The sequence below is a fragment of the Chromobacterium vaccinii genome, from assembly GCF_000971335.1.
Taxonomy (GTDB): Bacteria; Pseudomonadota; Gammaproteobacteria; order Burkholderiales; family Chromobacteriaceae; genus Chromobacterium; species Chromobacterium vaccinii.
Genome location: NZ_JZJL01000149.1, coordinates 1 through 585 on the forward strand (window position 1 = coordinate 1; position 585 = coordinate 585).

General features: G+C 71.1%; 1 protein-coding gene. It reads left to right on the top strand.

Annotated features, from left to right (window positions below; translation table 11 throughout):
- Positions 1-585 (top strand): AMP-binding enzyme (locus VL52_RS22995; protein ID WP_046159227.1); only part of this gene is annotated, 585 nt, incomplete at both ends.

Genomic DNA, 585 nt, shown 5'->3' on the forward strand with positions numbered 1-585 from the left:
GGCTATTTGAACCGGCCGGAACTGACGGCGGAACGCTTTCTGCGCGACCCGTTCGCCGCCGAGGCCGGCGCGCGGATGTACAAGACCGGCGACCTGGGCCGCTATCGGGCGGACGGCAATATCGAATACCTGGGGCGCAACGACGACCAGGTCAAGCTGCGGGGCTTCCGCATCGAGCTGGGCGAGATCGAGACGCAGCTGCGGCGGTGCGACGGGGTGAAGGAAGCGGCGGTGCTGGCGCGGGAAGACCAGCCGGGCGACAAGCGGCTGGTGGCGTACTACAGCGGCGAGGCGGAAGCCGAGGCGTTGCGGGAAGCGCTGCGCAGCCGCTTGCCGGACTACATGGCGCCGGCGGCGTACGTGCGGCTGGAGGGTTTGCCGCTGACGGCGAACGGCAAGCTGGACCGCAAGGGGCTGCCGGCGCCGGAGGCGTCGTCGTACGGGGTGCGGGCGTACGAAGCGCCGCAGGACGGGACCGAGGCGGCGCTGGCGGAGATCTGGCGCGAGTTGCTGGGCGTGGAGCGGGTGGGTCGGCATGACCACTTCTTCGAGCTGGGCGGCCATTCGCTGCTGGCGGTGCGGCTG